18 protein-coding genes are annotated in these 20854 nt (G+C 61.0%); 14 read left to right on the top strand and 4 right to left on the bottom strand.

The window, feature by feature from the left end:
* Positions 1-19: 19 nt before the first annotated feature.
* Complete coding sequence (locus ACIQJ2_RS30090; protein WP_400673872.1) at positions 20-745, bottom strand: ribonuclease activity regulator RraA; 726 nt, start codon at positions 743-745, stop codon at positions 20-22.
* Positions 746-764: 19 nt separating this feature from the next.
* On the bottom strand, positions 765-2501 hold the full coding sequence (araD, locus tag ACIQJ2_RS30085; RefSeq protein WP_400673874.1) for an L-arabinonate dehydratase: 1737 nt from the start codon (positions 2499-2501) through the stop codon (positions 765-767).
* Positions 2502-2727: 226 nt separating this feature from the next.
* On the opposite strand from araD, the gene ACIQJ2_RS30080 reads away from it, so the two are divergent.
* From ACIQJ2_RS30080 to nadC, 5 genes are all read left to right on the top strand, one after another.
* Entirely contained in the window at positions 2728-3420 is a 693-nt protein-coding gene (locus tag ACIQJ2_RS30080; RefSeq protein WP_400674119.1) for a GntR family transcriptional regulator, read from the top strand.
* Between the two features lie 113 nt (positions 3421-3533).
* Positions 3534-4436 (top strand): NrtR DNA-binding winged helix domain-containing protein, encoded by a 903-nt coding sequence (locus tag ACIQJ2_RS30075; RefSeq protein WP_400673876.1) that lies wholly within the window; start codon positions 3534-3536, stop codon positions 4434-4436.
* A 69-nt stretch (positions 4437-4505) separates the two neighbouring features.
* Positions 4506-5477: a quinolinate synthase NadA gene (nadA, locus tag ACIQJ2_RS30070; protein ID WP_400673878.1), complete on the top strand. Its 972-nt coding sequence runs from the start codon at positions 4506-4508 to the stop codon at positions 5475-5477.
* Entirely contained in the window at positions 5474-7015 is a 1542-nt protein-coding gene (locus tag ACIQJ2_RS30065) for an L-aspartate oxidase (RefSeq protein WP_400673880.1), read from the top strand. Before nadA ends, ACIQJ2_RS30065 begins: the two co-directional genes overlap by 4 nt.
* Before the next feature lies 1 nt (position 7016).
* The gene (nadC, locus tag ACIQJ2_RS30060) at positions 7017-7874 is read left to right on the top strand and encodes a carboxylating nicotinate-nucleotide diphosphorylase (RefSeq protein ID WP_400673883.1); all 858 of its coding nucleotides are present in this window, start codon (positions 7017-7019) and stop codon (positions 7872-7874) included.
* Between the two features lie 17 nt (positions 7875-7891).
* Here the strand turns inward: nadC and ACIQJ2_RS30055 are convergent, their stop codons facing one another.
* Positions 7892-8668 (bottom strand): SDR family oxidoreductase, encoded by a 777-nt coding sequence (locus tag ACIQJ2_RS30055; protein ID WP_400673885.1) that lies wholly within the window; start codon positions 8666-8668, stop codon positions 7892-7894.
* A gap of 114 nt (positions 8669-8782) precedes the next feature.
* Positions 8783-9643: a MurR/RpiR family transcriptional regulator gene (locus tag ACIQJ2_RS30050; RefSeq protein ID WP_199149448.1), complete on the bottom strand. Its 861-nt coding sequence runs from the start codon at positions 9641-9643 to the stop codon at positions 8783-8785.
* Positions 9644-9987: 344 nt separating this feature from the next.
* Here ACIQJ2_RS30050 and murA point away from each other — a divergent pair, with 344 nt between their 5' ends.
* The 9 genes from murA (at position 9988) to ACIQJ2_RS30005 (ending at position 20758) form a co-directional block, all read left to right on the top strand.
* A complete protein-coding gene (murA, locus tag ACIQJ2_RS30045) occupies positions 9988-11244 on the top strand; it encodes a UDP-N-acetylglucosamine 1-carboxyvinyltransferase (protein ID WP_400673889.1) in 1257 nt (418 codons plus the stop codon).
* Positions 11241-12131, top strand: coding sequence for a BadF/BadG/BcrA/BcrD ATPase family protein (locus tag ACIQJ2_RS30040; protein ID WP_400673891.1), 891 nt, complete (start codon positions 11241-11243; stop codon positions 12129-12131). The genes murA and ACIQJ2_RS30040 overlap by 4 nt, the downstream gene beginning before the upstream one ends.
* Before the next feature lie 273 nt (positions 12132-12404).
* Positions 12405-13328: an N-acetylmuramic acid 6-phosphate etherase gene (murQ, locus tag ACIQJ2_RS30035; RefSeq protein WP_400673893.1), complete on the top strand. Its 924-nt coding sequence runs from the start codon at positions 12405-12407 to the stop codon at positions 13326-13328.
* An 82-nt stretch (positions 13329-13410) separates the two neighbouring features.
* Positions 13411-14931: an ABC transporter substrate-binding protein gene (locus ACIQJ2_RS30030; RefSeq protein WP_400673895.1), complete on the top strand. Its 1521-nt coding sequence runs from the start codon at positions 13411-13413 to the stop codon at positions 14929-14931.
* Between the two features lie 129 nt (positions 14932-15060).
* Positions 15061-16020, top strand: coding sequence for an ABC transporter permease (locus tag ACIQJ2_RS30025; protein WP_400673898.1), 960 nt, complete (start codon positions 15061-15063; stop codon positions 16018-16020).
* Positions 16020-16859, top strand: a complete 840-nt coding sequence (locus tag ACIQJ2_RS30020) for an ABC transporter permease (RefSeq protein ID WP_199151081.1) — start codon at positions 16020-16022, stop codon at positions 16857-16859. The genes ACIQJ2_RS30025 and ACIQJ2_RS30020 overlap by 1 nt, the downstream gene beginning before the upstream one ends.
* Positions 16856-18595 carry a dipeptide ABC transporter ATP-binding protein gene (locus ACIQJ2_RS30015; protein ID WP_400673900.1) on the top strand — a complete coding sequence of 580 codons (1740 nt, stop codon included), beginning with the start codon at positions 16856-16858 and terminating at the stop codon, positions 18593-18595. The genes ACIQJ2_RS30020 and ACIQJ2_RS30015 overlap by 4 nt, the downstream gene beginning before the upstream one ends.
* A gap of 21 nt (positions 18596-18616) precedes the next feature.
* Positions 18617-19633, top strand: coding sequence for a serine hydrolase domain-containing protein (locus ACIQJ2_RS30010; protein WP_400673902.1), 1017 nt, complete (start codon positions 18617-18619; stop codon positions 19631-19633).
* A 9-nt stretch (positions 19634-19642) separates the two neighbouring features.
* Positions 19643-20758 carry an anhydro-N-acetylmuramic acid kinase gene (locus ACIQJ2_RS30005; protein ID WP_199151084.1) on the top strand — a complete coding sequence of 372 codons (1116 nt, stop codon included), beginning with the start codon at positions 19643-19645 and terminating at the stop codon, positions 20756-20758.
* Positions 20759-20854: the final 96 nt, after the last annotated feature.

Below are 20854 nucleotides of genomic sequence, written 5' to 3'. Positions count from 1 at the left end.
TGCCCGACCTAATATGGTCTTATCGGCCCTTCTGTTTCCGCCATTCGGCAAATTTGAGTTTCGGCGCGTCGCTGGTTGCCGGATAGAGGCCGATGATGGTCGCGCCATTCATGACCTCTTCGGTGACGAAATCTTCATAGGCCGTCATCTCCACCGTCTCATTGGCAATCTCGCCGGCAAGATGGGCCGGGATGACGATGACGCCCTCATTGTCGCCGACGAGAACGTCGCCGGGGAAAACCGCCACATCGCCGCAGCCGATCGGACCGTTGATTTCGATGGCCTGATGCAGCGTCAGGTTCGTCGGAGCAGACGGGCGGTGATGATAGGAAGGAATGTCGAGGGCGGCGATTTCCGGACTGTCGCGGAAACCGCCGTCGGTGATGACGCCGGCAACACCACGCACTTGCAGCCGCGAGATCAGGATGGAGCCGGCCGAAGCAGCCCGGGCATCCTTGCGGCTATCCATGACCAGCACGAAGCCGGGAGGGCATTGCTCGACGGCCGCGCGCTGCGGATGCTCCGGGTTGCGGAAGACTTCGAGCGTATTCAGATCTTCGCGCGCCGGAATATAGCGCAGCGTAAAAGCCTGGCCGACCATGTTCGCCTTCTTCGGCGAGAGCGGGCGCACATCCTGAATGAACTGGTTGCGCAAGCCCCGCTTGAAAAGCGCGGTCGCGATCGTGGGTGTCGCGACGCCCATCAGCTTGTCGCGCGTCTCATGGCTCAGCACGTAATTGCTCATGCGGTTTATCCTCTTGAGATCAATAGATGTCGGGTTCGCCCGGCGACGGGCCGAAGCTTGATTCCAGGAAGTCGAAATCGCAGCCGGTATCGGCCTGCGCGACATGGCGCGAAAACATCCAGCCATAGCCACGGCCGAATTTCTCCGCGGGCTTGACCCAGGCGTCGCGCCGCCGCTGCAACTCGTCTTCATCGACCAGCATGTCGATGCGTCGCGCCTCGAGATCGAGACGGACGATGTCGCCGTTGCGCAACAGCGCCAACGGGCCGCCGACATGGGATTCCGGCGAAACATGCAGGATACAGGCGCCGTAGCTTGTGCCGCTCATGCGGGCGTCGGAGAGACGAAGCATGTCCCTGTGGCCCTGCTTGAGGAGCGCCTTCGGGATCGGCAGCATGCCCCATTCCGGCATGCCGGGACCACCTTGCGGGCCGGCGCCGCGCAGCACCATGACGTGGTCGGGCGTGATGTCGAGAGTTTCATCGTCGACCGCCGCCTTCATCTCTGCGTAGGTGTCGAAGACGAGCGCCGGTCCCTGATGCCTGTGGAAGCGTGGGTCGCAGGCGGCGGGCTTGATGACGGCGCCCGTTGGGGCAAGATTTCCCTTCAGCACCGCCAGCGACCCTTCGTGATAGACCGGATTGTCGAGCGAGCGGATGACGTCGTCATTGTAGCATTTGGCACCTTCCAGCGTTTCCCCAAGGGTGACGCCGGATACGGTCAGCGTGGTGAGATCGAGCTTGGATGCAAGCTTCGCCATCAGTGCCCGCAGGCCGCCGGCATAATAGAAATCCTCCATCAGGTAGGCTTTGCCGGTCGGCCTGATATTGGCGAGCACCGGCGTCGTGCGTCCGGCCTGATCGAGATCATCGAGCGAAAGGTCGATGCCGGCACGCCGCGCCATCGCGATCAGATGCACGACAGCATTGGTGGAACAGCCCGTTGCCATCGCAACGGCGACGGCATTGTTAACGGCAGCTTCCGTGACGATCTTTGCGGGACCAAGATCCTCCCACACCATCTCGACGATGCGCCGACCGACGGCCGAGGACATGCGGATATGATTGGCGTCGGGGGCGGGGATAGAGCTTGCGCCGGACAATGTCAGGCCCAATGCCTCGGCGATTGCCGTCATCGTGCTTGCCGTACCCATGGTCATGCAGTGGCCGTAGGATCGGGCGATGCCGGCCTCGACATCGACCCATTCCTTCTCCGAGATGGTGCCGGCGCGGCGCTCGTCCCAGAATTTCCAGGCGTCCGAGCCGGATCCCAGATATTCGCCGCGATAATTGCCGCGCAGCATCGGGCCGGCCGGCAGATAGATCATCGGCAGGCCCATCGAGAGCGCGCCCATGACAAGACCGGGTGTGGTCTTGTCGCAACCGCCCATCAGCACGGCACCGTCGACAGGGTGCGAGCGCAGAAGCTCTTCCGCTTCCATCGCCAGCATGTTGCGATAGAGCATGGTGGTCGGCTTCACATAGCTTTCCGAAAGGGAAAGCGCGGGTAGCTCCAGCGGAAAACCGCCGGCTTGCAGGATCCCGCGTTTCACATCCTCGACGCGATGCTTGAAATGGGCATGACAGGGATTGGCGTCTGACCAGGTGTTGAGGATGGCGATAACAGGCTTGTCGATCCATTCCTCGGGGGCGTAGCCCATCTGCATGGTGCGCGAGCGATGCCCGGAGCTTCTGAGATCGTCCGGGGCGAACCATCTGGCGCTGCGCAGTTCCGAGGGCTTCTTCCTGCTGTTCATTGTGTTCGAGCCTTGTTCGTGACGATGGGCAGAACCGAGTGGCGCAAGTGTCGCATCATTGGATGATTTCCGATTGCTGGCTGCGACGCCTGTTCGCTCAATCCTCCCGATTGCGCCAACTGCAAGAAAGGACGTTGGCAGAAATGGACTAAAGCACTAATGTATCAGTGCATCAAGTCCGAAGCTGTGCTTAATGGATCGACATTCTCAGTCAGAAAGGCTGCCGGTGAAACTCAATCCGAAAGAATTCGCGCTGGATCGTTCCCGTCAGGTGGCACCGCAGATCCTGGAAATCCTGCGTTCGCGTATTCTTTCCATGGCCTTGCCGCCGACGACGGTGCTGTCGCGCATTTCGCTGCAGAGCGAGTTCAATGTCAGCCAGACGCCGGTGCGCGACGCCTTGATTCGCCTGGAGGAGGAGGGGCTGGTCGAGGTCTACCCGCAATATGCGACCGTTGTTTCGCGCATCGATGTAGGCAATGCGACCGAGGCCCACTTCCTGCGGCTGTCGATAGAGCTTGAGGCTGTGCGCCGGTTGACGCTGGAATCGCCCGCCGAGACCGCGGAGTCTCTGGAGACGGTTCTGACCCGGCAGAAGCGCGTCATGTCGCCGGAGACCTACGATCTCTTCGACACCCTCGATAAGGATTTTCATCGGGTGCTCTACGAGAGAGCCGATATTCTGGGCCTGTGGTTGACCGTTCGGCGCCAAGGCGTGCATCTTGATCGGTTGCGTATGCTGAACCTGCCGATGCCGGGCAAGCTGCAGCAAATCATTGGCGATCATGAGGGCATCGTCGACGCCGTTCGCTTGGGCGATCCGGACGCGGCCGTTGCCGCCATGCGCAAACATCTGTCCGGCACCTTGTCGATCGTCGATCTGATTTGCGAGCAGCATCCGGACTATGTGAGCCGATAGGCCCAATCTACCCCTTAAAATTGCCGGGAGATGTGGACCGAGCCGCCGCACGCATTGGCTTGTGCGCCGCTTCATGCGAGAAAGCATGGGATTGACATGACGAGGGAGTTTGCTTGACCATCGGGCTTGCGCATGCCGAACTGATCGCGGTTTTGACGGCTGTCACGGGGAATGATCCCAGGGTGATGACGGTCCGGTCGGGCGAGGCCTTGCCGTCAGGTCCGTTCGAGCTTGGACATCGAACGCTGCAGAGCGGGCTGCGCGAATGGATCAGGGAGCAGACGGCTCATCCGGTCGGTTATCTCGAACAACTCTACACTTTCGCCGACCGCGATCGGAATAACGAGATCCTCGGCGGCCGGACGATTTCGATCAGCTATCTCGGTCTCGTGCGCGAACAGGCGGCGCCTGGTGCTGGCTTGCCGGGTTGGCACGGCTGGTACGAATATCTCCCCTGGGAAGATCACCGCAAGGGCCGGCCGGCGATCCTTGACGACGTCGCCGCCCGGCTTGAGTCGTGGGTGGCAGACGATGCAGCCAAGGCCTATGGGCGCAGACGCCGTGCCGATTTCGATTTCGGGCTGAACGGCACCGCCTGGAACGAGGATCTCGTCCTGCAGCGCTATGAGCTGCTCTATGAGGCAGGTCTCGTGGCCGAAGCGCGCTGCGATCAATCGCACGCATTCGGTCGCCCCATGTTTGCAGATCACCGCCGTATCCTGGCCACCGGAATGGCGCGGCTGAGAGCCAAGATCAAATATCGCCCAGTTGTCTTCGAGCTCATGCCCGAGACCTTCACGCTTCTGCAATTGCAGAAGGCAGTGGAGGCGCTGGCCGGCCTGACTCTGCACAAACAGAATTTCCGCAGACTGATCGAGCAGCAGGACCTGGTAGAGGAAAGCGGCGGCACCGAGAGCGAGACCGGCGGTCGTCCGGCAAAGCTCTTCCGCTTCCGCCGCGCCGTCCTCGAAGAACGCGAGCTCGCCGGAACGAAATTGCCACTCTCCCGCAATTGACATGTGCTCACATTGAGAATATCTATTTGCGCATAATATACTCAATATGAGCATAATAAGGAGCCGGCCATGAATCTTCCCATATCCGCATCCTCTCTCTACGAGCGCGTCAGTCGCGTCATTCCCAAAGCCGAATGGCTGACGTTTCAGGATGACGTTGAAGCGATCCTTGAATTGAAGCGACGACACAACGCCGTCATTCTCGCGCATAACTACCAGACGCCGGAAATCTTTCATGGTGTTGCCGATATCGTCGGCGATAGCCTGGCGCTGGCCCGCAAGGCTGTCGAAGTGGATGCCGACGTCATCGTTCTCGCCGGTGTGCACTTCATGGCCGAGACCGCCAAGCTGCTCAACCCGACGAAGACGGTTCTGATCCCGGATCTGGAAGCGGGGTGTTCGCTGGCTGAATCGATCACGCCGCAAGATATAGCCCTGCTGCGCCAGGCCCATCCGGGCGTTCCGGTCGTCACCTACGTCAACACATCGGCGGCTGTGAAGGCTGCATCCGATATCTGCTGCACATCAGGCAATGCCCGCCAAGTGGTGGAATCGCTCGGCGTGCCGAAGGTGCTGATGCTTCCGGACGAGTATCTGGCGCGCAACGTCGCGCGCGAAACCAATGTCGAACTCATTGCCTGGCACGGACACTGCGAGGTTCATGAACTCTTTACCGCGGATGATATTCGCCAGCTTCGCGAGAACTATCCCGGCGTAACAGTCCTCGCGCATCCGGAGTGCCCGCCCGAGGTCGTCAAGGCGGCGGATTTCGCAGGCTCGACGGCCGTCATGTCTGATTATGTCGGCAAGAAGCGTCCGTCTCGCGTCGTGCTTTTGACCGAATGTTCGATGAGCGACAACGTCGCCGTCCATCATCCGGATGTGGAGTTCGTCCGGCCCTGCAATCTCTGCCCGCACATGAAGCGCATCACACTCGGCAACATCCGCAAGGCTCTGGAAGAGGGGCGGCATGAGGTCACCGTCGATCCGGCAATCGCGGCCGACGCACGCCGTGCCGTGGAAAGGATGTTGGCGATATGAGCGAGATTCTCGAAGGGTTGAGAGATCGCGTCGTCATCGTCGGCAGCGGTCTTGCAGGATTGATGGCGGCCTTGACGCTCGCGCCGGAACCGACCGTTATCGTGACGCGCGCTGCGCTCGGTGGGGAAAGTTCAAGCGCCTGGGCGCAGGGCGGCATTGCGGCCAGCATCGGCAAGGATGATAGTGCCGCGCTGCATCTGGCAGATACGCTCGCTGCCGGCGACGGTCTTTGCGATGCGAAAGTGGCGGCGAGAATCCTCGCGGAAGCACCGGCTGCCATCGCCGCGCTGGAGCGGGCGGGCGTCGCGTTCGATCGCGACAGCGAAGGTGCTTTGTCCCTGGGGCTTGAAGCGGCCCACTCGTTGCGTCGCATCGTGCATGCCAAAGGAGACGGTTCGGGAGCGGCTATCGTTCGCGCGCTCGTGGATGCGGCGGTTCGCACGCCATCGATCACGATCCTTGAAGGCTATGAGGCAAGACGCCTGCTGCTCGACGGCGAGCGCATTGCTGGCCTATTGTGCGCGACCGACAAGGGGACAGTCATTCTCCCATCTTCTCGCGTCGTGCTCGCCACGGGCGGCATAGGCGGCCTTTATGACGCGACGACCAATCCCGCCGGCAACTTCGGCCAGGGCATCGCGCTTGCCGCGAGAGCCGGCGCCCTTGTGGCCGACATGGAGTTCGTGCAGTTCCATCCGACGGCGCTTGACAGCAGGCGGTGGCCATTGGCGCTTGTCAGCGAGGCCGTTCGCGGCGAAGGCGCCACGCTTTTAAACGAAAGAAGCGAGCGCTTCATGGCCGGTGTCGACGGTGCTGAGCTCGCGCCGCGTGATGTCGTCGCCCGTGCCATCAGCGCTGAAATCGCCCGCGGTGGCCGGGTCTATCTCGACGCCCGCCAGGCTCTTGGCGATAGTTTCACCAGGCGGTTTCCAGTTATCGATGCGCTTTGCCGCGAAGCCGGCGTTGATCCCTCGCGCAATCTCATTCCGGTGCGTCCGGCCGTTCACTATCACATGGGTGGGGTCGCCACGGATGAGCAGGGCCGCAGCTCCGTATCCGGCCTGTGGGTGGTTGGTGAGGCAGCATCGACCGGCCTGCATGGCGCCAACCGATTGGCCAGCAACTCGCTGCTCGAAGCTGCGGTTATGGGCATCCGCGCGGGACTAGATATTTCCGGCCTCGATGTCAGCCGGACCAAGCTGCCGCAAGGGGAGGCAAATCCTGCTGCGCCTGATGCATCGCTGGTGCGGTCGATCGTCTCCAGCCATCTCGGTGTGTTGCGCAATGCTGGGTCCATTCATGGTGCAATTGCAGCGCTGTTGCCGCTGGTTGACAGCGATGGTCCCGCCGCCGACCCAGCTCTCGTTGCACTGCTGATCGCCGTCTTCGCCAGCCTGCGGACGGAATCGCGCGGGGCGCATGCGCGCACGGATTTTCCCTTGAAATTACCGGATTCGCAGCGCCGCCGCATGAGCCTGCCGGATGCGCTCCATATCGCATCCTCCATGACCTTCAATTCCCTTGCAAGGAGTGCCTGACATGACCCTCGCTCCCCTCCCGCGCCTCATCGTCGAACCGCTGGTGCGAAATGCGCTGTTGGAAGATCTCGGCCTGGCCGGTGACGTCACGACCACAGCGGTCATCCCTGCTGCACATCGATCCCGTGTGGCGATGGTGACGCGCCAACCGGGCGTGGTCGCCGGCCTCGATGCGTCCGAGCTTGCTTTCCAACTGGTCGATCCCAGCATCGTCATGACCCGTCATTTACCGGATGGGACGAAAGTCAAGCCTGGTGATGTGATCGCAACGATCGAAGGACCTTCGCGTGGCTTGCTGACGGCTGAGCGCACCGCATTGAACTTCCTTGGCCACCTGTCCGGCATCGCATCCGTGACCGGCGGTATCGTCGAGGCCATCGCGGGTACGAAAGCTTCGATCGTCTGCACGCGCAAGACGACGCCGGGTCTCAGAGCCCTGGAAAAATATGCAGTCCGAGCCGGTGGCGGTATGAACCATCGCTTCGCGCTCTATGACGCGGTTCTGATCAAGGACAATCACGTCGCCATCGCCGGCGGCATTGCCGAAGCCATCCACCGCGCCAAGGCGGGAGTCGGGCATATGGTCAAGATCGAAGTTGAAGTGGATACGCTGGAGCAGCTTCGCGAAGCGATGCACGAAGGCGTCGATGCCGTATTGCTCGACAATATGACGCCGGATCAATTGCGGGAGGCGGTCGATATCGTCGGCGGGCGGGCGATCACCGAAGCGTCGGGTCGCATCACGCCGGAAACCGCCGTTGCGATCGCTAGAGCGGGTGTCGATCTCATATCCGCCGGCTGGCTGACGCATAGTGCACCCACGCTCGATATCGGACTGGATTGGAAGTCGGCGGCCTGAAGCCGCCGACTTTGAACTCAGACGATGACGGGCACCTGCGCGCCGTCCATGCTGATCACGACGCCGGTGACATAGCCTGCCTTGTCCGAACTCAGGAACGCGACGACATTGGCAATGTCTGTGGGATCGGCCATCCTGCCGATCGGGATACGTTTCAGGGCATCGGCCAGGGCTTCCTCTTCAGTCGAGCCGGCAACCTTCGCTGCTGCCTTCAAGCCTTCGGCGACGCGATCCGTTTCGGTCATGCCGGGATTTAGACCGACAACGCGGACGCCGCGGCTGGCATAGGCATTGGCAAGCCCGACGCTGGCGAGCATCAGGGCAGCATTGGCCGATCCGCCTGCGAGATGCACGGGGGAGGCGATCTTGCCGCCATTGCCGATGATGTTGATCACCGCGCCCGAACCGCGCGCGCCCATGCGCTTGATGACGGGATCAACTACGTTGATGTAGGAAAAATACTTCGCATCCATCGCCGCTCGCCAGATGGCCGGGGTCAGTTCATCGGCCGGCGTGCGCGCCGCCGCACCGGCGCTGTTGACGAGAATATCGATCGGACCGATGTCCGCCTCGACCTTATTCACCACCGCAAGCGCCTGTTCATCGGATATCAGGTCGGCGATATAACCGTGCGCGCCAGGGAGCTTCACAAGTGCCGCATCGACATTGGCTTGCGAGCGCGAGCAGATTGCGACCCGTGCACCCTCCTGCAGAAAGAGCTCGGCGCAGGCAAAGCCGATGCCCTTCGAGCCGCCCGTGATCAGAACGACTTTATCCTTGAGGCCAAGGTCCATGACATGTCTCCGTTTGCATTGCGAAAGGCTCGCAAGCTACGGGCCGAAATCCTTGCCGTACAGATGTGAAGCCGTCACAGCTTGTTTACCAGGCAATATCGTCTTTCGCCTGCTCTAAGAAAGCCGCTTGGCTTTCAGCACCGAAACGGCCGTCTCACTATTGTGAACATAGTCGTTGGCGTCGGGCTGGCGCTGTACCAGTAGAATGAACAGCAGATCGGTCAGCATCAGTTGCGCATCGCGCGCGGTGATCGCCGAAGAGCGGACGCGATCTTCATCGCCGACGGTGTGAAGGCAGATATCGGCAACGCGGGCGAGGGGGTTGTCCTGCAGGCCGGTGACGGCAATGACCGTTGCCTTGCGTTGGCTTGCCAGCTCCGCGATCCGCAGCGTCTCGATGCTGGCGCCGGAATAGGAAAGGGCAAAGAGCAGGTCGTCGGGGCCAAGCGTCGATGCGTTCGCCATTTGCACGTGGCTGTCGCTATCATGCAGGACATTGCGGCCGAGTTTCATCAGTTTGTAGGAAAAATCGCGGGCCACCAGCGAGGAGGCGCCGACACCGGCCAGATGGATGCGCCTTGCGTCGTGAAGAGCCTCCAACGCCTTGTCGATATCGCCTTCGTTATTGACCGAAATGGTTTGTTGCATGGCCTGAAGCTTGCTGCTTAGCAGCTTCTGCAGAATGGTCAGATAGCCGTCGCCGACTTCGATCGTGCCGTGGATCATGCCCGCAGGCGCAGGCCACTCCTGAGCTTTCGCCTCACTGACAGCAAGCTTCAGTTCCTGATAGCCGGCATAGCCGAGCTTCTGACTGAACTTCACGACGCTCGACTGGCTGCGCCCGGTTTCCACTGCGAGCGCCGCCGATGAGAGGCGCAGCATCTGGTCTGGATTTTCGACGATGAACTGTCCGATCTGGCGGTCGGCCGGCGCCATGGCTTCGAGCTGCGCGCTGATTTTCTTCAAGATAGACATTGGGTCCTTTGGGCGTGCCTTTGAGCCACCGTGGCCGATTCATCATCACGAGCATATCGAAAATAGCATTCGGGCGAAGCTGGGCAACCTTGCCTCGGACGATGCTAGAGCGCCGAGCTTCCTTTCGGAAGCACAAAGGTCGCTCTACCTCTCCTATCCGACGCATCAGGCATTCCGAAAATCCTGTCAGATTTTCGGGCCGATGCTCTAAGCCTATCACAGAGAATTGGAATAAAAAATTCCAAATGCCGTTGACAGGGTGGAATGATCGAATAGTCTTCGGTAGGAAGCAGATGGCGAGGTCTACGGGACTTGCTTCACCTCTCCTCAACGGGTTTCTGATCATGGATAGACTTCGCATCTCCGGCGGCAAAAGGTTGCAAGGAGCCGTGACGATTTCTGGCGCCAAGAATGCCGCTCTGCCGCAGATTGCGGCTGCGCTTTTGAGCCCGCATTCGTTGGAATTGACCAACCTGCCCGTCGTGAGCGATGTTGAGAACATGCTTGAAGTCATCGCTCTTCATGGGGCGAAGATTGCGCGCACCGCGCATTCGACCACGATCGATCCGAGCGCCATCATCTCCAAGGAGACCTCTTACGATACCGTTCGCCGCATGCGGGCGACCGTCCTCGTGCTGGCTCCCCTGCTTGCTCGCTTCGGTCATGCGCGCGTTTCGCTGCCCGGCGGCTGCGCCATCGGCGCCCGCCCTGTAGACATGCATATCAAGGCGCTAGCGACCCTCGGCGCCGAAATTGCGATCGAAAACGGGCTGATCGTCGCATCCGCTCCAAAGGGCCTGAAGGGCGCCCGCATCGTGCTGAGTTCGCCGTCGGTAGGTGCGACCGAAACGACGATGATGGCGGCTTGTGCTGCAAGCGGCGAAACAGAGATCCTGAACGCAGCGCGCGAGCCTGAAGTCGCAGATCTCGCAGCCTGCCTCAGCGCCATGGGCGCGCGGATCGAAGGGGCTGGCACGCACCGCATCCTGATCGACGGCGACACGCGCTGGCGGCCGGCGAAACATCACGGTATTCCGGACCGAATCGAGGCCGGCACCTATGCGGTCGCGGCTGCCATTACCGGCGGTCAGCTTGAGCTGATCCACGCCCGGCTGGAAAACCTTGCCTCGGTCGTGCAGGCGCTGGAAGCCATGGGCGTAAGCGTGTGGCCGAGCGATCGTGGCCTTGTCGTTTCAAGAGACGGGCCGCTCAAAGGCGCCGATCTTACCACAGAGCCCTATCCGGGCTTCCCGACCGATCTGCAGGCGCAATTCATGGCGCTCGCCTGCTGCGCCGAAGGTGCGTCGCTGATCCGCGAGACGGTTTTCGAAAATCGCTTCATGCATGTGCCGGAGCTGATACGGCTGGGCGCCAACATAACACTGCAGGGCACGACGGCTCTGGTGCGGGGCGGAGCCCCCCTTAAGGGGGCGCAGGTGATGGCGACGGACCTGCGCGCCTCGGTTTCACTGGTGCTGGCCGCGCTCGTTTCGCAGGGCGAGACGATCGTCAATCGTGTCTACCATCTCGATCGCGGCTATGAACAACTGGATCGCAAGCTTCGGCTCTGCGGCGCCGATATCGAACGGCTGACATCATGAGCGATGCGGCGAAAGGTTCCCCTTATTTCCTGGGGGTCGATGGCGGAGGCACGGGCTGCCGTGCCCGCATCGAGGATATGGCCGGCACGGTGCTGGGGCAGGGGCTTTCCGGCCCGGCGACGACGCGGCTCGGTATTGATGAGGCATGGGCTTCCATCAAGAGGGCATTTGACGCAGCGATCGAAGAGGCGGGTCTGGACGTCGCCGATATCGGCCGCATCCATGCGGGCATCGGTTTGGCGGGCATTGGCCGCAAGGGAGCCCTCACGGCCCTCAAGGCGATAGAGCATCCCTTCGCCAGCATCGATTTCGTCAGTGATGGTGAGGGTGCCTGTCTTGGCGCCCATTCCGGCCGTGACGGAGCAATCGTCATTGCCGGGACCGGATCCATAGGCCTCGGTCTTGTCGAGGGACGGCAATTGCGGGTCGGCGGCTACGGCTTTCCGATTTCCGACGAGGGCAGCGGCGCCTATCTCGGGCTGAAGGTGGTGCAGCTTGCGCTGCGCGCCCATGACGGCCGCGAGCAAAAGACGGCGTTGCTGAGCGAGATCCTGCAGCGTTTTCAGAATGATCCAATGGAGGCCGTTGCCTGGATGGATCGGGCATCAGCGACGGATTACGCGACTTTCGCGCCGATGGTCTTGCGCCACGCCGATCAGGGTGATGCGGTGGCGCGGCGTATCGTCCAGAGTGCCGCCGGGCATATCGACACTTTGATCCGGACCCTTTTCGAGAAGGGATCGCCGCGTGTTTGCCTGCTTGGCGGCCTTGCCAGCCCGCTCGAGCCCTGGCTTGCGCCGGATGTGCGCCGCAGCCTTAAGCCGATCGACGGCGATGCCGTTTCGGGCGCCATTATCCTCGCCAGAAGAGCGATTTGTCAGCATTGAGCGATGGGAATGCAAATATTCATTTGCGCGCCTAAAATGGAATATATTATTCCATTTTAGATTGACGAATGGAATAAACGGGCATAATGTTAATCAAGGTAAACAGGGAATGGGTGCGGAACGAAGCCAAAAAAGGCCGCTCGCATCTTGGCTGATTTCAGTCGTCCATTTTGTTGACAGCCGAATTTTGCAGCGACAGGCCCGGCGGCCCTATCGGCCGGACTTGTCATCCCTGATCTATTGATATCGAAGCGCATTTTCGCGAGCAGGCCCATGACAGAGCAGAAGTTGATATCCGAACTGGAGCAGTTGGTTTCCGAAGGCCGCAATCCGAATACGATGCATATCGATCTGCTGCCGACCTTGGATCTTCTGCGCGAAATCAATTATGAGGATCAGACGGTGCCTGTCGCCGTCGAGAAGGTCATTCCGGCGATCGCCGCCGCTGTCAATCAGATCGTTGCGGCCTTCCAGAAGGGCGGCCGGCTGGTTTATATAGGTGCCGGCACCAGTGGTCGCCTTGGCGTTCTCGATGCGTCCGAGTGCCCGCCAACCTTCAGCGTGCCATCGAATATGGTGATTGGCCTGATTGCCGGCGGTCCCGATGCGCTGCGCCGCTCGATCGAAGGTGCGGAAGACGATCCGGAGCAGGGCCGGCAGGCTCTGGAGGACGTCAAGCTGACGAAGGACGATGTCGTCGTCGGTATCGCTGTTAGCGGACGCACCCCCTATGTCATCGGCGCGCTGAACTATGCCAAGAGCCTCGGAGCCTTTACGGTCGCGTTGTCCTGCAATCCCAATTCCATCATTGCCGGTATTGCCGATCTGGCGGTCTCGCCTGTTGTCGGTCCCGAGATCCTCACCGGCTCGACCCGCCTGAAGTCCGGCACGGCGCAAAAGCTCATCCTCAATATGCTGACGACGGCGAGCATGATCCGCATCGGCAAGAGCTATCAAAATCTGATGGTCGATGTCAGCGCCAGCAACAAGAAGCTGGTGGCGCGCGCCTCGCGTATCGTCATGCAGGCGACCGGTTGCTCGCAGCAGGAAGCGCGGCGCGTCCTCGATCTGACTGACAATGACGTGAAGCTCGCCATTCTCATGGAAATAACCGGAATGGGCATTGAAGAAGCCCGCGTGGCATTGCAAAACGCTGATGGATTCCTGCGCAAGGCCATCAACGCGAAGAGTGCTTAAAAGGACATCGCGCTGCGCCGCGATAGCAATCAATTGGCCAAAATCGGCCGGGGACATTTGAAGAAAAGTCGGAGGGATAGGAATGAAGGCGTATTTTGCAAGGAAGCTGATTTCGGGGGCGGTACTGGCAGCAGGTGTTGCGATGGCAGCCGTCGCAATTCCGGCGCAGGCTGCAACGTTGCGCATGGCATGGTCGCAGGATGCGACCGGACTTGATCCGCATAAGCAGACCGCCTTCTCCTCCATCCGTTTGCTGGAGCTGATCTACGAGCCGCTCGTTCGCCTCGATGGCAATCTGCAGATCGTGTCCGGCATTGCCGAGAGCTGGCAGTTTTCGCCTGATGGCAAGCAGTTGACCTTCAAGCTCAATGCCAAGGCCAAGTTCCAGAACGGCGCGCCCGTCACCTCTGCCGACGTGAAGGCCTCTTTCCAGCGCATTCTCGACCAGGCGACCGGCGCCGTCGCCCGCGCCAATTTCCTCTCGATCGCAAGCATAGACACGCCCGACGCCAACACAGTTGTCTTCAATCTGTCGCAGCCCGACGTTCCCCTGCTGACCGCAATGACGAGCCTCAATGCCGCCGTCGTCCCGGCAAGCGAGATTGCCGCTGGCACCATCGGCACGAAGGCGATCGGCTCCGGCCCCTTCAAGCTCGACAGCTGGGTTCCGAATTCCAAGGAAGTTCTGAGCGCCAATAAGGACTGGGCCGGGGGCGCCATCGGCGTCGACGGCATCAACATCAGCGTATTGCCCGATGAAACCGCGATCCTTGCATCGCTGCGCACCGGCCAGACCGATTTTGCGCTGCTGAACGATCCGCTCGTGGCGACCTTGGTACCGAAGGAGCCGAAGCTGCAGCTGACTCGCACGCCGGTGCTGTCTTATAACGTTCTGCAGCTCAATCCGTCGCGCAAGCCGATGGATCAGCTGGCCGTGCGTCAAGCTATTTCCTGCGCCATCGATCGCAAGGACGTAATGGATACCGCGGCGCTTGGCGAAGGCAAGGTGACCGGGCCGCTGACCATGCCACTTTATGCGACCGATCCCAGCAAACTCTTCTGTTATACGCGCGATGTGGCCAAGGCTAAAAAGCTGATGGCCGATGCCGGCCTTGCCAATGGCTTTACCGCGACCGTGATCGCCGCCACCGGCGAACCGCCGACCGCAACGGCCGAAGCGCAGGTCATCCAGTCGCAGCTTGCCGAAATCGGCATCAAGCTCGATATCAAGGTGATGGAACTCAACGTCTATGTCGACACCTGGCTCAAGGGTAATTTCGACATGGCGGTTGCGCTGAACGGCGGCAGTGCCGATCCCTATTCGATGTACAATCGCTATTGGACGAAGACGGGTAATCTTCAAAAGGTCGCCAACTATATCGACGACACGCTCGACAGCCTGATGCAGAAAGGCCGCGTCGAAACCGATCCGGCCAAGCGCAAGGAAATCTTCGCCGAGTTCGAAAAGCACATTGCCGAGGTCTCGCCCTGGATCTGGCTCTACACGGCCTATGGCTACACGGCCGAGCAGAAGAATGTCGAAGGCTTTGTGCCGACGCCGACCGGTTCGCTGTTCGGTTTGAGCAAAGTCTCGATCAAGTAAAGACTGCCGAGACCTGGGGCATTTCCGTTTCGAACGGAATGGCGGGAATGCCCTATCTCCTTGTTTTCATGCAGTTCCCTCAGTAAAGCGGCTTCGCATGTCTGCTGGAATTGCTCTAGAGGAATTGCAATGGCATACCTGACGCGCCGGCTGATGACATTCCCGCTGATCATGCTGGGCGTGTCCATCTTCGTCTTCGTCGCCATCCGGCTGGTGCCGGGCGATGCGATCACGGCGATGCTCGGAACCAATGCAGGCCTGCTGACGCCGGAACAGCGGGAGGCCCTCGCCGCCTATTTCGGCATCGACCAGTCCTGGCCCATCCAATACTGGCATTGGTTGCTCGGCGTGTTTCAGGGCAATCTTGGCATATCAGTCACCTACGGCAAGCCGGTTCTCGACATGATCCTGGAGCGCTTTCCGCTGACGCTCGAACTGGCATTGCTTTCGATGGTGATTGCGCTTGCGGTCGGCTTGCCCGCTGGTGTCTTTGCAGCCACGCGCAATGAGAAGCCCTCTGATCTTGCCGTGCGCATCGTTGCGATGATCGGGCAGTCGACGCCGAATTTCGTTCTCGGCCTGCTGCTGATCTATGCTTTGTCCGCCGGTTTCGGTGTATTGCCGACCATGGGCGCCTTCACGCCCATCTGGCAGAATCCAGTCGAAAATCTCGGTCAGATGATCCTGCCGGCAATCACGTTGGGCTTCGCCTTTGCCGCCTCCGTGACCCGCGTCGTGCGATCCGCCATGCTGGATGTCTTGAGTGATGACTACGTTCGCACGGCCCGAAGCCGAGGCGTGCCGGCGCGGGGTGTCATCTGGCGGCATGCCCTGCCGAATGCGCTGATCCCTGTGGTGACGCTGAGCGGCGTGGAATTTGGCTATCTGCTCGGCGGCGCCGTGCTGGTCGAGCAGATCTATGCCTTGCCAGGACTTGGACGCATGGTGCTCGATGCCATTCTGCAGCGAGATTATGCATTGGTGCAGGGCAGCGTGCTGTTCATCGCCTTCAATTTCATGATCGTAAACCTGCTTGTCGATCTCACCTATGTCGCGCTCGACCCGCGGGTCCGCCTGGGAGAAGGCTGATGCGGATCGTCAAAGCCATCTTCGGGCATATGAGCGGCCGGATCGGCGGCATCATTGTCCTCATCTATATCCTGCTTGCCATTCTTGGCACCCTGGGCGTGACCCCGCATGATCCCCTGATGCAGAACCGCATCGACCGGCTGCATGCCCCGAGCCTCACCTATTGGATGGGCACCGATCTCTTCGGCCGCGATGTGGCCAGCCGCCTGATGAAGGGTATCGGCGAATCCTTCATCGTCGCCTTCTTCTCCGTCGCTGCTGCGACCTTGATCGGCACCGTGCTCGGCTTGACCGCCGCTTGGTCGGGTAAGCGCTGGGACGGCGTGATCATGCGCACGATGGACGTGCTTCTGGCTTTTCCGGCCATTCTGCTTGCGCTGTTGATCATCGCCATTGTCGGGCCGGGGACCTGGACCAGCGTCGCCGCGATCGCGATCGTCTATACGCCGATCTTCACCCGCGTTGTGCGCGGCCCGGCCCTTTCGCTGAAGGGGCGGGATTTCGTCGATGCTGCGCGCACCTTCGGCAGCAGCCGCTCGTATATCCTGACACGGCATCTCCTGCTCAATCTCGTCGCGCCCTTGACGGTGCAGGTGACGCTTGCCCTTGCCTGGTCGCTGCTGACGGAGGCGGGCTTAAGCTTCCTTGGTTTGGGAACGCAGCCGCCGGCCTCCTCGCTTGGCCTGATGTTGAGCGACAGCCGCAATCTCATGGAAACGGCGCCCTGGCTGCTGATTTTCCCCGGCGTGACCATCATGATCTCCATTCTTGGCTTCAACCTGCTCGGTGATGCCTTGCGCGATATTCTCGATCCGAAGATGCGGAGGTCTACGGTATGACGCCGCTTCTCTCGGTTTCCGACCTTCGTGTCGGCTTCGGACGCAACCCCGAAGCCAATCCCATCGTCAAAGGTGTCAGCTTCGATCTTGATGCCGGCGAGACGCTGGCAATCGTCGGCGAAAGCGGCTCCGGCAAATCGGTGACCGCGCTGTCGATCAATCGGCTTGTCGATTTTGGCGGTGGCCGCATCATCGGCGGGTCGATCCGCCTCACGCGGGCCGACAACAGCGTTCTGGATCTTACCAAGGCTAGTGAGAGGGAGCTGACGAAAATCCGCGGCGCCGAGATCGGCATGATCTTCCAGGAGCCGATGACCTCCCTCAATCCGGTTTTGACGATCGGCACGCAAATCGAGGAATCGTTTAGACTGCATCGCGGTCTGACCGGCAAACAGGCGAGGGCTGCTGCCAAGGATGCCCTGGATCGCGTCCGTATTCCTGATGCCGCCCGTCGTCTGACCTATTGCCCGAACCAGCTTTCCGGCGGCATGCTCCAGCGCGTGATGATTGCGACCGCGCTGGCTTGCAATCCGCGCCTGCTGATCGCCGACGAGCCGACGACCGCGCTCGATGTCACCGTCCAGGCCCAGATCATGGCCTTGCTTGCCGAGCTTAAGCGCGAGACCGGCATGTCGATGATCTTCATCACGCATGATATCGGTCTGGTTGCCGGTATCGCCGACAAGGTGATGGTCATGCAGGCGGGCCAGGCAGTCGAACAGGGCGAACTCAATCAGATCCTCGATCATCCCGCGCACCCCTATACCCAGCATCTTTTGCATTCCGTCCCGCATTTCGCAGCCGGACAGGCAGCACGCACGGACTTCCAGCGTGCCGGGACGCAGGACAAACCGGCGTTGAAGGTGGATGGTTTGACGGTTCGTTTTCCGGTGGCAGGCAGCTTCCTGCGCCGCTCGACCGGTGCCGTTCACGCTGTCGAAGGCGTCGGCTTCGACCTGATGCCCGGCGAAACGCTGGCCATCGTCGGCGAGAGCGGCTCGGGCAAGTCGACCACCGCACGGGCGATCCTCGGGCTGGTCAAGTCGACCCGCGGCACCTTCACGACCAATGCCGGCAAAGCCGCCGATCGAACCAGTGCCGTGCAGATGGTTTTCCAGAACCCCTATGCCTCGCTTAATCCGAGGCTGCGCGTCGACAATATCCTTGCCGAGCCTGTGATCGCTGCAGGTGGCCGCATATCCGCCGAAACGCGGGAGCGGATGTCCATGCTTTTGAAGCGCGTGGGCCTGCCGGAAAATGCCCTTGAACGCTATCCGCACGAGTTTTCAGGCGGCCAGCGACAGAGATTGTGCATTGCCCGGGCTTTGATGCTGAACCCCTCCGTACTTGTTCTTGACGAAGCGGTATCGGCGCTCGACGTTTCCGTTCAGGCGCAGGTTCTGGAATTGCTGGTCGAACTTCAGCGCGAATATGGGCTCGCCTATCTGTTCATCTCGCACGACATGGCCGTCGTGGAGCGCATCGCACACCGCATCGCCGTGATCTATGCGGGACAGATTGTGGAGATCGGCGATGCCGCTTCGATCTTGTCTGAGCCCAAGCATTCCTATACCAGGCGGCTGATTTCGGCAGTGCCGACGGTTGCGCGCCGAAAGGAAAATTTCACGCTCGATACGCGTCAGGTTCCGTCGCTCGTGCGGCCGATCGGCTTTGAACCGGCAGCGCCGGAATGGCGCCAATTCGCGCCGGATCACATGGCTCTGACGGAAGCCTGAGCAACCGGCGAGGAGTAGGATATGGCTGGGGGGCATATGCAATTTGAAGAACGGTTCGATCGGGCCTTTATACCGGTCGAGCAGGCGGTCGCGTCGGCCCGCATTCCAGGCGGCGTCCTCGGCATGGTCGATCTCGACGGCAACCGGCTGGTGCGTGCCATCGGTTCGGCACAGAAGATCCCGAGCATCAGGCCGATGCTGACCGACACATGGTTCGATCTTGCCTCTCTCACCAAGGTGATTTTCACCACGCCGCGCATCCTTGCGCTGGCGGAGGCCGGCACCATCGATCTCGACGCACCCTTGACGACGCTTCTCCCGGACCTGCGTCAATACAGCGCCGAGGCTTGGGAGCGAAAGGTGACCTTCCGCCAATGCCTCGGCCATCAGACACCATTTCCGGCGGTCGAACCGATCTACACCTATGGCCGCGATCCCGAACTTCTGCGCGCCTTCATCCTGCAGCGTGAGTGGCGGGCCGGGCCGCCCGTCTATTCCGACATCAACTTCATTCTGCTGGGGTTTGCGCTCGAGCGCCTGACGGGAAAGACGATCCGCGCCATGGATCCGGGACCGGGTTTTGCTTTCTCCGCTGCACCCGATCAGGCGGCGGCGACGGAAGATTGCACCTGGCGCCACCGCATCCTGTCGGGTGAGGTTCATGACGATAATTGCTCGGCATTGCAAGGCGCCGGTCATGCAGGTTTGTTCGGCACTGCAGGCGCTGTCCTCGATTTCGCCAAGGGGCTGCTTGATGGCAGTGGCGCATCGGCGCCATCGATCGCGCTGATGCGGACACCGCTTTCGGCGACACGGACGCATGGCTGGGAGCGGCCTTTTGAGGGTTGGCATGGCGGTTCTCTGTGCTCGCCCGCAACCATCGGTCATACCGGGTTTACCGGTACGGCTCTCTGGATCGATTTCGACAAGGGCAAGGCCTGGACCCTGCTCACCAACCGTATTCATCCGACACGCCATTTCGACAGCGGTATCCTGACTCTTCGCCAGACCGTCAGCGATCTCGTCAACGCAGCATAGGAGCTGACCATGGAACCAATCTGGGCAGTCGGTCTGATGACCGGAACCGTCCTCGACGGCAATATCGATGTCGCCATGCTGAAGACGGATGGCGAGCGGATCGAGGAGTTCGGCCCCTATGTTCTGGCTCCTTATCCCGGTTGGATCAGGACGCTATTGGAAGAGACGCTACGCCAGGCCCGGAGCTGGAATTTCGAAGGCCCGGAGCCGGCGATCTTCAAGGAAGCGGAAGAGGCCCTGACGAGAGCCCAGTCCGAGGCAGTCAGAGAACTGGTGGAAAGCAAGGGGATGACGATGGCCGACATCGGCATCGTCGGCTTCCATGGACAAACCGTGCTGCATCGGGCGCCGCAGAAGGATCGGCTGGGACAGACACGTCAGCTCGGCGACGGAGAGCTGATGCACTCCATCCTCGGCACCAAGGTTGCCTATGACTTTCGCTCGGCGGACATGCGCGCCGGCGGGCAAGGGGCGCCCCTTGCCGCTGCCTATCATACTGCGTTGCTGCGTGGCGCGGGTGCGGCCGGCGAAACCGCCATCCTCAATCTCGGCGGCGTTGCCAACATCACATGGTGGGATGGCGAAGACACGTTCATCGCCTTCGACACCGGCCCCGCCAATGCGCCGCTCAACGATTTCATCAAGTCTCATGGCCTCGGCGAGATGGACCGCGATGGTGCACTTGGCCGCGCCGGTACGGTCGACGAGGCTCGGCTCGAGCGGCTCTTGCAGCACCCCTATCTCACGGCCCCCTATCCGAAGTCACTGGACCGCTTCGATTTTGGTGCTTCGATGGCCGATGGCCTTAGCCCGGAAGACGGTGCTGCAACGCTCTCCGCCTTCACGGCAGGTGCGGTCGGCAAGGCGCTCGATCTCTTGCCGCGCCGGCCGAAGAAGGTCGTCGTCAGTGGGGGCGGCCGCCACAATCCGACGATCATGGCGATGCTGCAAAGCCGGGCCGGCGTCGAGCCTATTTTTGCTGAAACTCTGGGCTGGCGTGGCGATGCCGTCGAAGCGGAATGCTTCGCATTTCTGGCGGTTCGCGTGCTGCGAGGCTTGCCGATCAGCTTCCCTGGAACGACCGGGGCACCGGCGCCGATGCGCGGCGGACGCCTCGCCGGATAGAGGGTTTCTGCGAGGGGGCGGACGCCGCCGCTGTTTTCGCCGTCGCCCATCGATGCTATGAACATGCCACGAATTTGCAATCGGTTGGTCTCGGAC

It is taken from the genome of Rhizobium sp. NPDC092011 (genome assembly GCF_044756305.1).
Taxonomy (GTDB): Bacteria; Pseudomonadota; Alphaproteobacteria; order Rhizobiales; family Rhizobiaceae; genus Rhizobium.
This window is presented reverse-complemented; position numbering and strand designations above follow the sequence as displayed.

Coding starts and splice junctions, on each gene's coding strand:
- ACIQJ2_RS30090 (WP_400673872.1), bottom strand. CDS start 745: ATGAGCAATTACGTGCTGAGCCATGAGACGCGCGACAAGCTGATGGGC.
- araD (WP_400673874.1), bottom strand. CDS start 2,501: ATGAACAGCAGGAAGAAGCCCTCGGAACTGCGCAGCGCCAGATGGTTC.
- nadA (WP_400673878.1), top strand. CDS start 4,506: ATGAATCTTCCCATATCCGCATCCTCTCTCTACGAGCGCGTCAGTCGC.
- ACIQJ2_RS30065 (WP_400673880.1), top strand. CDS start 5,474: ATGAGCGAGATTCTCGAAGGGTTGAGAGATCGCGTCGTCATCGTCGGC.
- nadC (WP_400673883.1), top strand. CDS start 7,017: ATGACCCTCGCTCCCCTCCCGCGCCTCATCGTCGAACCGCTGGTGCGA.
- ACIQJ2_RS30055 (WP_400673885.1), bottom strand. CDS start 8,668: ATGGACCTTGGCCTCAAGGATAAAGTCGTTCTGATCACGGGCGGCTCG.
- ACIQJ2_RS30050 (WP_199149448.1), bottom strand. CDS start 9,643: ATGTCTATCTTGAAGAAAATCAGCGCGCAGCTCGAAGCCATGGCGCCG.
- murA (WP_400673889.1), top strand. CDS start 9,988: ATGGATAGACTTCGCATCTCCGGCGGCAAAAGGTTGCAAGGAGCCGTG.
- ACIQJ2_RS30040 (WP_400673891.1), top strand. CDS start 11,241: ATGAGCGATGCGGCGAAAGGTTCCCCTTATTTCCTGGGGGTCGATGGC.
- murQ (WP_400673893.1), top strand. CDS start 12,405: ATGACAGAGCAGAAGTTGATATCCGAACTGGAGCAGTTGGTTTCCGAA.
- ACIQJ2_RS30030 (WP_400673895.1), top strand. CDS start 13,411: ATGAAGGCGTATTTTGCAAGGAAGCTGATTTCGGGGGCGGTACTGGCA.
- ACIQJ2_RS30025 (WP_400673898.1), top strand. CDS start 15,061: ATGGCATACCTGACGCGCCGGCTGATGACATTCCCGCTGATCATGCTG.
- ACIQJ2_RS30020 (WP_199151081.1), top strand. CDS start 16,020: ATGCGGATCGTCAAAGCCATCTTCGGGCATATGAGCGGCCGGATCGGC.
- ACIQJ2_RS30015 (WP_400673900.1), top strand. CDS start 16,856: ATGACGCCGCTTCTCTCGGTTTCCGACCTTCGTGTCGGCTTCGGACGC.
- ACIQJ2_RS30010 (WP_400673902.1), top strand. CDS start 18,617: ATGGCTGGGGGGCATATGCAATTTGAAGAACGGTTCGATCGGGCCTTT.
- ACIQJ2_RS30005 (WP_199151084.1), top strand. CDS start 19,643: ATGGAACCAATCTGGGCAGTCGGTCTGATGACCGGAACCGTCCTCGAC.